At 67.2% G+C, this 12,501-nt stretch carries 3 protein-coding genes and 1 pseudogene; 3 read left to right on the top strand and 1 reads right to left on the bottom strand.

The genetic code is table 11. From position 1 onward, the window contains the following. Positions 1-409: 409 nt before the first annotated feature. Both ACX28W_RS32285 and ACX28W_RS32280 read left to right on the top strand, forming a co-directional pair. A complete protein-coding gene (locus ACX28W_RS32285) occupies positions 410-7,144 on the top strand; it encodes an RHS repeat domain-containing protein (RefSeq protein ID WP_459003473.1) in 6,735 nt (2,244 codons plus the stop codon). 21 nt (positions 7,145-7,165) lie between these two features. Continuing rightward, positions 7,166-7,987, top strand: a complete 822-nt coding sequence (locus tag ACX28W_RS32280) for a hypothetical protein (protein ID WP_459003471.1) — start codon at positions 7,166-7,168, stop codon at positions 7,985-7,987. Between the two features lie 1,775 nt (positions 7,988-9,762). Here the strand turns inward: ACX28W_RS32280 and ACX28W_RS32275 are convergent. Continuing rightward, entirely contained in the window at positions 9,763-11,238 is a 1,476-nt protein-coding gene (locus ACX28W_RS32275; protein ID WP_459003470.1) for a hypothetical protein, read from the bottom strand. A 646-nt stretch (positions 11,239-11,884) separates the two neighbouring features. Here ACX28W_RS32275 and ACX28W_RS32270 point away from each other — a divergent pair. Then, positions 11,885-12,501, top strand: a pseudogene (locus tag ACX28W_RS32270) (hypothetical protein); the annotation flags it as partial.

Genomic DNA, 12,501 nt, shown 5'->3' with positions numbered 1-12,501 from the left:
ACCGTTGGCGGTGTCTTCCGCGACGGACAGCGCTCACGCACGGGAGCAGATGATGACCTACGTAAGGGCGGACGTCACGAGCCGTTCAGTGGCCGGCAATTCTGGGGCGGCGTCAGCGGAGGTACTTTGACCTGTGTAGCTGCTGTGTGGGCAGATTTGTCTTGTGGTGATCATCACATACAAGTGATTGAGCGTAGTAATTCCGCTCAGGGTTCCCACAGAATCTCCGCCATCTGATCAATCTTTTTCGTGGTGTGCTCTGCACCGCGGCGGCGCAATTGACCTGCGCCTGGGGGGACTTTCGATGGGTGGGCAGCCCGTTTCCGGATGGAGAACGCATGCGCGCCGCCGGTCGGCCGGGCGCCGCTGGAAGGTGGGTGTCGGCGCCGTCGTCGGGGGCGTGCTGTTAATGACGCTATTGCCGACGCAGGCGTTGGCGGTGCCGCCCGTGCCCGACCGCAGTGGTGTGCCGCTGGAGAAGCTCCAGGAGGAGACGCTCGTCGAGGGCACGAACGAACAGGTGACCCGGACGGGGCTCGTGGCGCGCTTCCCGGCCCGTTCCGAGGACGCGCCCGACGAGACGGTCGTGGCCCCGGCTGGCGGCACTGCCCAGGTGAACTTCTCATCCACGGTCAGCACCACCTCCTTCGCCGCGAGTCCGGCTTCCCTGGCGACGGCCGAGACCCCGCCCACCGAGCCCCGGTCGGCGGGGCAACTGCCGGTGGCCCTGGGCCAGGCGGTGGGCGAGGCACAGCCGACCGGAACCTGGGACGTGCGGTTGTACGACCGGTCGGACGAGCTGACCGAGGGGGTCGAAGGCGGACTCGTGGTCGTCACCGCTCCCGCGGCGGGAGCCGTGCCGGTCACCGTCCGGCTGGACTACAAGTCCTTCCAGAACCTCTACGGGGCGGGTTGGTCGTCCCGCCTGGAGTTCGTGCAGTTTCCCGAGTGCTATCTCACCGATCCCACTAACACGGCCTGCAACACTCCCCGCGCACTGGAGTCCGTCAACGACACCGACGCCAGAACTGTGTCGGCAGTGGTCGACACCGCGGCCGACGGCACGGTGAGTCAGGCGGCAGCCGACAGCGATGGCGGCGTCAAGGGCGGTGCGGGGGTTGCGCAGGCCTCGTACGCGGGCCTCGCCGCAGCGGCCACCGGCGACAAGGCCGTGGTCGGCGTGCGCGACTCCGGGGCCGCCGAGGGCGGCAGCTTCAAGGCCACCGCGCTCTCCCCGTCAGGCAAGTGGGCCGGCGGCGGCTCGTCCGGAGCATTCACCTACTCCTATGCCCTTCAGGTGCCGCCGACCCCGGCCGGTCCGCAGCCCACGATCTCCTTCGACTACAACTCCCAGGCCGTGGACGGCAAGACGGCAGTCACCTCGCCGCAGGCCTCCTGGATCGGCGAGGGCTGGAACTACGAGCCCGGCCACATCGAGCGCCGCTACCGCACCTGCCAGGACGACCGCAAGGCGAACGGCGACGGCACGGCGAACAACGCCTCGCACAAGACATCCGACCTGTGCTGGGCGTCGTACAACGCGGTGATGTCCCTGGGCGGCAAGACAACGGAACTGGTCCGGGTCGGCACCAGTAACGTCTACCGGTCCCAGGCCGACGACGGCACCCGGGTCGAACTGCGGACCGACGGCGACAACGGCGACAACAACGGGGAGTACTGGGTCGTCACTACCACTGACGGCACCCGCTATTACTACGGTCTGAACAAGATCGGTGGCGGTCACGAGGACAGTCGCTCGGTGTTCACCGTGCCCGTCTACGGCAACCACTCCAAGGAACCCTGTTACAAGAGCGCCTTCGCCGACTCCCGGTGCTCGCAGGCCTGGCGCTGGGGCCTGGACAAGGTGGTGGACACCAAGGGCAACACCATGATCGTCAACTGGGAGCAGGAGACGAACCGTTACGCGGCCGACAACCAGCTCACGAACCTGGTCGAGTACGTCCGCGGCGGCTACCCCAGTTCCATCGAGTACGGCCTGCGCCCCGACAAGCTGACCAGCCCGTCGGCGAAGGTCGTCTTCGAGGCGAAGGAACGTTGCCTGAAGAGTGACACCGCCTGTGATCCGGCGAACTTCAACAAGACGAAGGACCCTGCCGCCTACCAGCCCTGGTGGGACAGCCCGGGCAACCTCAACTGCCTGGCGACGTCGAAGAAGTGCGCCACCTTCCCGTCCTTTTGGACCCGGCAGCGCCTGGACGCAGTCACCACCCAGGCTGTCCGTCCCGGCGCCACCGGGTTGGCCATGGTGGACCGTTACGACCTCGACCAGTCCTTCCCTCGCGACTGGTACGACACTTCACCCAGCCTATGGCTGAACTCCGTCACCCGCTGGGCCTACGCCCCCGGTGACACCAAGGGCAAGAAGATGCCCCCGATCACCTTCTCCGCGTACACCGTGGACAAGACCGACCCCCTCGGCGACTACCTCGCTGACAAGCACCTGCCCAACCTGGTGCCCCGCGCCGACGGTACCAAGCGCCCGGGATTCACACGGCCGCGCATCGGTACCGTCACCACCGAGACAGGTGGGGACATCAACGTCACCTACACCGGTGGCTGCGCGGTCGAGCCCGACGTCGCCCCCGCGGACAATCACGGCACCTGCTATCCGGTTCGGTGGTCGCCGGACGGCGAGGAGGAGAAGCCCGCGCTCGCCTGGTTCAACAAGTACGTCGTGGACGAGGTCGTCGAACACGACAAGGTGTCCACCAACGGGCGTGACATCACCACTGCCTACGACTACGACGGCGCCGCCTGGGCAAAGGACGACGACGAGTTCTCCAAGCCCGATCTGCGCACCCACAGCGTGTGGCTCGGCTACCAGAAGGTCACCGTCCGCAAGGGCGACGCGACTTCCGGCCCGGACGCGCCGCAAACCCAGTCGAAGTCCGTCACCCGCTACTTCAGAGGCACCGGCGGCCCCCTCAAGGACTCCACTGGTGCCTACGAACTTGCCGAGGACCGGCCGGAGTTCGCCGGGATCCCCGCTGAGACGCTGACCTACGAGTCCAACGCGAGCAGCGCGAAGCCGGTCAAGCGGACACTGACCTTCCCGGCCTCCAAGGAGACCGCCTCCCGCGACCGCGACGGCGGACTGGACCCGCTGAAGGCCTACCGCGTCTGGACTAGCCGCGCCGACACCATCCAGAACGTCGGCTCCAGCTGGCGTTCTGTCCGTACGGAGACCGAGGTCGACCCGGACCACGGATTGTCTGTCGAGGTCCAGACCTCCGTGGTGCGGCCCGACGGCACCGCAGAGAAGCGCAGTGACTACACCTGTGCCAAGACCGAGTACGTCAACAACACCGACCCCGCCGTCCATCTGATCGGCCTGCCCAAGCTGACCCGCACCACCGCGACCTCGTGCAGTCAGGCCGACGCCGCTCCCGCGAGCCAGTTGATCTCCGCCGTTCGTAGTGCGTACGACTCCAAGGGGTTGGGCGTCCTGCCCACCGAGGGCCTGCTCACCACCCGCTGGACGAATGACGGCAAGGGCACGGGCTGGATTCGTGACAACCTCACGACCTACGACTCCCTCGGCAGGGCCCACACCTCCACCGACGCCCGCGACCAGGCCACCATCACCGACTACACGCCCGCGGATGGCGGACCGGTCACTTCTGTCAAGGTCACCAAGCCGCTCAAGGCGGCCGTCACGCAGACCCTCGACCCCGGCCGTGGCACGGTCCTCACCAGCACCGACGTCAACGGCCGGGCGACCCGCAGTGAGTACGACGCCTTCGGCAGACTGATCAAGGGCTGGCTGCCGTCCCGCTCCTCCGGGAGCCAGACCCCCAACGTCCAGATCTCCTACCAGACCACTTCGGGCGACCGGCCGACGGCCGTGACCGTCCAGTCCTTGCAGGACAACGGCACCTACGACAGCAAGGTCACGCTGTACGACGGGCTGCTGCGGACCATCCAGACCCAGACCGACGCCACCGGTCCGGGGCGGCTCGTCACCGACATCAAGTACAACGACCACGGCCTTGCCGTGACGGCGAATGACGCCTACCTGGCGCCCGGGGCCCCTCAGGCACGCCAGTTCAAGCCCAAGAGCGAACTGGTCATTCCGCGCGCCACCACAACGACGTACGACGGTCTGGAACGGCCCCTCAAGGTCACCACTCTCCACAGCGGGAACCCGGTCTACTCCAGCACCACTGAGTACGGGGACGACTACACCGTCAGCAAGCCCGCCGGAGGCGCTCAACCGCCTGTCAAGACCTGGACGGACGCCCTCGGGCGCGTCTCCCGGATCCAGCACTACACCAAGTCCGACCTGTCGCAGTGGCGGGACACCACCTACGCCTACGACTTCCGTAACAAGCCCACGTCGATCGCCGACGAGGTCGGCAACGTCTGGACGTACCACTACGACGCCCGTGGCCGCCTGCTGGACCAGACGGACGCCGACACCGGATCGTCCTCGTTCGAGTACGACGACCTCGACCGTCGCACCATGGCCAAGGACGCCAACCAGAAGGCCGTGTACACCGCGTACGACGCCCTCGGCCGCACTGTCGCGACCCGTGAGGGCAGCGAGGACTCCGCCCCCACCCGCGAGTGGACCTACGACACGGTGCCCGGCGCTATCGGACAGCTCGCCACCTCCGTCCGCCACGACACCGACGGCGACTACGTCACCAAGGTCACTGGCTACACCACCGACTACAAGCCCACCGGCCGCGAGGTGGTCATCCCCGACAACAACCTGACCAAGGGGCTGGCCGGCACCTATACGTACACGTACACCTACACCCCGACCGGCAAGCCGTTCACGACGACGCTCCCCGCTACGCCCGGCGGCCTCGCCAAGGAGACGGTCTACACCCGCTACGACCAGGACGGCCTGGCCACCTCTCTGTCCGGCCTGTCCTGGTACACCGCGGACATCAGCTACTCGCCCTACGGCGAAGCCCTGCAGGCGGTGAACGGTCCGCAGCCCTACCGGGTGTGGACCACGAACTTCATCGACGAGAACACCGGCCGCCTCCAGCGCACGGTCTGGGACCGGGAGACCGACGTCCCCAACCGCCTCGCCGACACCTACTACTCGTACGACACCGTCGGCAACGTCACCTCCGTCGCCTCCCAGACAGAGACGGCCACGGCCAAGAACTGGGACACCCAGTGCTTCACCTATGACCAGCTGGGTGAGCTGGTGCACGGCTGGACTTCCAACGTCACGCCGGGCGGCAACTTCACCGGGTGCAAGGCAGCCAACGGCACGACCTGGGGTTACAACATGGGCGGACAGCGCTCCGCCGGCCCCATCGCCAATGCTCCGGACGTACAGTCCGACGCCACCGCGCCCGACGACGCGCTGAAGACGTCTCTGGCCAATGCTGCGCCGGACGCCGCCACGGTTGCCACCGGCCGCGCCACCACCTACTGGGACTCCTACACTTTCGACGCGATCGGCAACCGCGCGACCCAAGTCCAGCACGCGACCAGTACGGGCCTGAACACCGCGCAGGACATCAAGCGCACGTACGGCTATGGCAAGAGCAACCCTTCCGGCGGCACGCCCGCGCTGCTCCAGCCGCACACCATGAGCAAGGTCACCAGCGTGCAGGGAAGTGGCACCCCGGCCACGCAGGACTACGTGTACGACGCGGCCGGCAACACCACGGACCGGCCCGGCCAGGACCTGCACTGGACCGCGGAGGAGAAACTCGACACCGCCACGGCGGACGGGGCCACAACCCAGTACGTTTACGATGCCGACGGCAACCGTCTGCTCCAGCACTCGGTCTCCGGCACCACGCTCTACCTGGGCGAGAGCGAGATCACCTGCGACGCGAACGGCAAGGCGGTCAACGCCACCCGGTCGTACGGCCTGACCGGGGCACCATCGGTGGTCCGTACGACCAACGGATCCAGCACTTCCCACAAGCTCAGCGTTCTGCTGACGGACAGCGTCGGCACCGCCACCACGGCGGTCGAGCTGGGCCCGGGGCAGGCCGTCACTCGCCGTGCCTTCAAGCCGTACGGCGAGATCCGCGGCACCAAGCCGTCGGCCTGGCCCAACCAGCGCACATACCTCGGCGTCGGGATCGACGACACCAACACCGGTCTGACTCACCTCGGTGCCCGCGAGTACGACCAGTCGACGGGCCGCTTCATCTCCGCCGACCCGGTGTTCGACAACACCGATCCGCTCCAGATGAACGGCTACGCCTACGCGAACAACAGCCCCGTCACCCGGAGCGACCCCACCGGTCTCGAAAGCTGCTACCCGAACTACAACTGCACCAGGGACACGATCGACTCCATCAACAAGGGTGGAAGCGGAAGCGGAGGAGGAGGTGGGACGGGCAACGGCTCGTCGAGCGGCGGCACTGCTGGCGACGGCGACGACGGAAAGACGGTCGTTCGAAACAACGGGAACACCAACGTCGGCAACTGCCTCGCCTACCAGAGGTCCGCGCACGACGCGGCCGTCTGCGCAACCGGCTTTTCCGCGGCCACGTGGGCCAAGCAGCACAACATCGACGGATACGTCACGGTTGATATCGGAGACGGCGGAGGCAAGGCCAATGCCATCCCGGGAGCCAGCGACGGCAAGGACAAGAAGAATGACGGCCGTGCGGACGTGATTCTTTGGGCGAAGGATCGGGTCTACATCTGGGAGGTCAAGCCGAACACCCCATACGGGAGGGAGGATGGCCCGGACGACCTGACCCGATATGTCACCAAACTCGAGGACCACTTCGACGAAGTGGGCGACGACCGAGCCGTCCAACGTGGTGACTACCTGCCAGCACAGACGTTCCTCTCCTCGGGCCAGGGCAAGGGGCGAGTGTGGTCCGAAGTGAGCTCGCCCGGGATGAGGTATTACGGGACGGACAAGAAGCGCACCAGGACCCCCACTCCGAGCCCCACACCCGGACCGTCCATCGGAACGCCGGTGAAGGAGCCCACCCGTACGCCCACCGCGGAGCCCTCCCCCGGGCCGACCGGTATCTACTCCCCGGGCGCGCCCACGGGTGTCTATGACGTGGACACCCGTGGCTACGGGCTGGCGGCTGCGGTCGCGGGTGTGTTTTCGGGAGTCGTGGTGGGCGCGGGACGGATCCTGTCCCAAGGGCCGTCCTGCGTCTTGGGAGGGGCCTGCTGAGGTGTCAGTAAGGTGAGCGACATGAACGTCTACATCGAAGCCTCATTCGACGCTGCTGTGGGCGTCGGTCCGGGCGAATCCCTGATCCAGTGGTTCAGGGCTGCACAGGCCCGGCTGTTTGGCGGCCTGGCGAAGGCGGCGGCAAGCGGCGGTGAGGGGGTGGTGTCTCAAGCTCACGTCAGGCAGGACATCGACGACTCCCCGCGTCGTTTCCCTCACGTCAACGACAATTGGAAACACTTCGAGGAATGCCTTGCGTCGTTCCCTTGGGGAACGGCACTCCACTACTTCAAGGACGACGGTGAACTGGCTGAACTGGGCAGGGCCAGCACGCACCATGTGCTGACGGACGGTTCGCTGTGGCATGCGGAGGCCGCAGTGACTGTGGACCCGGAGGACGCAGGGGCCTGCGCCGCGCTGGTCGACTTCCTGCGCGAAGCGTTGGACGCGAGTAATCCGGCCTTCGGCCGCGTGGAGCTGAACAACTTCAACGACTTCACGAACCTCGACGCTGTACTCCGCCGTAAGAGGCGCAAGTCCATGCGCGAAAGCCGCCAGTTCCTGCGGGGTTACGCCTGGGTGACGGTGTGTCCCGCTGAACTGGCCGCACACCTCGGTGGTGCTCCGGTGCTGGAGGCATCCGGCGCCTTCCACCGGGTGATCCCGCTGAGGGCTGGGGGCGTTCTGCTCCAGGGCTCGGAGACCTTGGCCGGATACACGGACGCGGTGATGGAGCGGGTGTTCGTGGCGCTCGCGCCCGTGCTGCCCGAGGGCGAGCCACGTCCGGATCCGGCCTATCCCTACATGCGCTTCGTTCCACGGGACGCCGCCAGGGCTCGGTGAGTCCACTGAGAGGCTCTGCCGGGGACCTTGAAGAACCCAACTTCTGCTGCGGCTACCACGGTACGGCCGAGACACATGTCCAACGAGTCTGGTGGGGCACCCCAGCCGGGGGCCGGGCAGGCCGTGCATCCACTCCATGAACGGCTGCAGGCTGAGGTGGCCGCCGTAGGGGGAGGCTCCCGGATATTTTCGATCACCACCGGGCAGGGAACGAGGGCTTCGGTGGCGCGGCCGACGTGGTGCCACAGGTCGGACCGGGTGGCTTCGGTCAGCCCGCCCGGTGGCCGGTAGGGGGCCGGTTCGGCCGGCCGCCACGAACGCTCATACAGCCGGGTGCGGAAGCCGAATCGAAACCGCGCACCGTCCGTCTGCATGACCAGTCCGCGCACCCCGCGTCACGGCCTGTTCTTCGTGCGGTACGGCACCAGCGCGAGCAGCGCCTGCACTTCCTCGGCCCGCTCCACTCGCAGCACCAAGCCCTCGTCCACGCGCTTGGCCTCCCGCACCCCCCAACGGCCGGGCCTGTCCGGCTCACCGCGCCCAATGCGGAGGCGAGCACGGATTCCAGCAGCGCCTGGTCCGCCGAAGCGACGGGGACCAACTGGTCGCAGCGTTGAAGTGCGCAGAGGCGCAGCCGAGCGCCTTCCAAAGACCCACCGGTGAGCTGGGCGGCGGCGTTGCTGATGGTCGATGCCGTACATGGCGCGCTCCCTCCAGGCCCCCTGACCCAGGCAGATCTCACGGAAAGACGGACCTGCCGTTTCGCGAGTGCCGCTGTCTATTCGGACGCTGACGGTCGGTTGAACACCTTCTTGGAGGGCACGCGTAACCCAGGAACGGTTGCGGCCGCTCCCGTCCGTGGAAACAGTCCACGATCCTGGTCCGATCTGTGGTCGATCTTGCGGGCTCCTGCCACTGGCCTACGGCCGACAGCGCGGACGCGGTGGACAGGCCGCGTGTCTGGGTGGTCTTCCGACGGCCAGCGAGCGAAAGGTTCTCGTAGCGGCGGGCGAGGGTGCGGGGTGTGTAGTCGACAGCCCGGTCGCGGGCGGCGGCGCTGAGGCGGCCACACGGGGCGCCATCGGAAGACGGGAGAGCCCGTCGGCGCAGGTATCGATGCTGCCGTCGAGTGGCAAGAGTGTGCCGTTGGTGTCGTGGTCGATGACCTCGGACGGGCTTTGTGGGCAGTCGTTGGCGATGACGGGGACGCCGCGGTGCATGGCTTCGGCGATGTCATGCCGAAGGACTCCATGTCGGAGGGAATCACGGCGATTGCACCCTTGGCCCACTTGGTCCCGATGGGCGAGGCCGGCCCTGTGAGGAACACGCGGTCGTACAGGCCCAGTTCATCGATCTGTGTGCACAGTGCCTGCTTTTCCGGGCCGTGCCCCGAAAACGCGCGGGAGGAGTAACCGTCGCGCAGCCCCGATCATCGCCGCGGTCGGCCCCGAAGCCGCCGCCTGCCTTGTCAATCCGGCGGGGTGCGCGGAGGTCGCAGTCGGAGCAGCGGCGGGCGGCGCCGCAGGTGGAAACCCAAGCAGCGCCAGCATGTTCCGCCGTTCGACCAACACCGGAGCCTTCGCGGAAACTAGATCTCGGTGCAGCAGTCGGTTGTGTCAGTGCTGGTCAGCGGGGTGGGCGCTGGTTTTCCATGGGGTGGGGTACGGATTTTGTGGCCGGGAGGTGTGTTTGGCTGCCGTCGTCGGGGCGGTGGGGTGGGTGCCGTGTGTGGCGGTGGGGCGGAATGGGGGGGCTCTGTGGCGTGAGCTCGGCTGTCACGCTGAGAAGCGGTTGGTGTCGGGGAGTCGTGATGCTTTCAGGAGGCGGTCGAGTGCCGTGATCGGCTCGTCGTAGTGTTCTGTGCCCGACGCGCCCGGCAGGAGTCGGCGCAACGCGCGTGTTGCGATGTCGGTGAGGGTCTCATCGGCCGGGCTGTCGAGTGAGATGTTCAAGGCCCCGAGGAGGTGGAACTGGGGGCAGTCCCACGCGTCGATTTCCTCCAAGAGGAAGTCCACGGTCACGGACTGCCGCCGGGCGACGAGGAGGAGCTCGCATGCTTGGACGGGGTCCCGGAGCATGAAGCGGAGGCAGGCGGTGAGCCCCGAGGGGCCGAGTCCGGGTTCATGGCAGGTGATGTGGACCTCGTCGGCGTCGCGGCTGGTGGCTTCGATCTTCAGCTGGAGGCCGCCGCGGGTCAGGATTCCCAGGGCGGCCTGACGTTGGCGCTCGTCGCGGACGATGACGGACCACCAGGGGAGGGGGCCCCATGTGCTGTGCGTCGCCTCCTGGTCGTACGGGGGCTCGTAGGACGAATACCTGTCAAGGAGATGGGCCTGGAACGTGGTCAGGCAGCTGTCCTGGAAGTGTTCGTCCTCACTGCGTTCGCGCAGCAGCCCGAATTCGATGGCGCTCATGCCGTCCACGGCGAGAGCGATGTTCTCCAGCTGTTTGTCGAAGATCTCTGCGGCGCGTTCGAGGACACCGCGGAATTCGGCATCGGCCGGGGCCTGCTCGATGAGGTGGCCGAGTACGCGTCGCGCGGCTTTGCACCGCACGAGGTCGCCGCCGATCGTCTGGAGGTGGTCGGCCCTGAGCGGACTCCAGGTGCGACTCGCCATCCATTGGTCCCACGCCCGGTCGCCGCCTCGCTCGGTGAGCGTGAAGGCGGCTGCATTACCGACGCGCGCGTCCGGCTCGGCCTTGAGCTCTTCCCAGATGTCGGGGTAGCCCTCGAGTGGGAGGGCGGGCAGGGACGAGTGCGCGGTGAGGACACCTGGGTGGTTCGTGTCCCAAAGGTCGGTGAGCTCCTGTTCCACACGATGCCGGGGCACGGTGCGGCCGCGCTGCGCCGCCCAGTACTCGGTCAGGAGCATGTACGTGCTCTCCGGGTTCCACGGAAGGAGTCCCAGACCGTCGGTCACAATGTTGGTCGCCAGCCCGTAGCGCTCGAACCCGAGCTCGACCTTGGAGATGAGTTCCTCGTGCTCCGCGGACGTGGGGCGAGGAGTGGAGAACACCGGGCTCGTGGCGAGCATCTTGACGATCTCTTCGGCCCGCTCGCCCCGGGCGAGCCGCATGGCGATCCGTGCGACCATCAGGGCGCGGACGAGGCCGGGATCGCCGAGATCTTCCCGTAGGCGACTCTTTCCCAGGGCCGCGGTGTCCTTCACCGGCCACAGCAGCACATCTTGAATCTCCCGGAACCACTTCTCGCGCTGTGCGGTGAGTTCTCCGGACGTGCCGCCTGGCATGTTTCCCCCTCGGATGACGTGTGGCGTGCCTGAATCAGGTGGTGAGATCTTCTCATCCGGTCCGGGTTGTGTACCTGCGCCGAGACTCAACTCCCTTGGATCACAGCCTGGTTGGGCCGCCGGCTTCCGTTCTTTCTCTTCGGTTCCGGCTGGCCCGTGAGTTCGCTTGTGTCAATGCCGTGTATGTGAAGGCGAGTCGGAGTCCCGCGGCGGCGGTGCGGATGCGGGGCGGAGGTGTCGCCAGCGCTGCTGGACCGACAGGAGTTCGATGCGCCAGTGCATCTCCAAGGCGGTGTCGGGAACCGTTGGCCGGTTCAGGCGACGCCGCACGTGTGCGTAGGTGTCGGGAAGGCCCAGGTCCCGCCCAGATCAGCGAGCCGTTTCATGACGATTCGTGAAGTAGCCCGCGATGCCTGGAACGAAGACCTGGGCTTCGCCAGCCTGGCTGACCTGGAAGCAGGTGATCACTGAGCTGAGAGCGGAGCTGAATTGGCCATGCAGGGAACTCTCGCAGCCCGCCACTTCCGGGCCACAGTCGGGGCGCGTCTCCCCGACCTCCTCGGTGCGCTGCTGAACACGCGCTGATATCCAGTCCGTTGGGCCGCGCCGGTACCATCGGGTCACAAGAACTTCATGGGGGATGGTCGTGTCGGAGCAGATCGCTGCGCGTCGCAACACGGTTCTAGTGGCCTCGGCGACCGGCTTGGTTGCCGGGATGGGGCTCACTGGCGACATCATCTTCGACGTCTTCGGGGGGACGACCGCTCGCGTTGTCTGTGGATGTGCCGCGGTTGTGGCGGGCGGTGTTGCCGCGTACGGGGCGATCCGGGCCAACCGCGCCGCGGCGGGAGCCGCCTCCAATGTTCCGCAGCCGCTTCCGCCGCGCCAACTGCCGTCGGTGGAACCCGTGGTGGGGTGCGAGGCTGTCCTCGGCGGTTTACTGGCCATGCTTCGGGACGTACCTGCCCCCGGAAGCCGAACGCTCCCGGTGGGCGCGGCCGACAGCCGGTCGAAGCTCATCGTTGTGCACGGGACGCCCGGCGTCGGCAAGACGGCCCTCGCACTCAACGCCGCGCACCAGGTGAAGAACGCGTACCCCGACGGCCAGATGTACCTCAACTTGCACGGCGATGGGGAGGCGCCCAAGAGCAGCGGTGAGGCCCTAGGTGTATTGCCCTGTGAGGTTGGGGACGCGGCTGGCGGGTGGTTTGCCTGCGAGCGCGGTGTGTCCGCGGTGGTGATTGTAGGTATGCAGCCATGCGG

This window comes from Streptomyces sp. SD15 (assembly GCF_054462255.1).
This window is presented reverse-complemented; position numbering and strand designations above follow the sequence as displayed.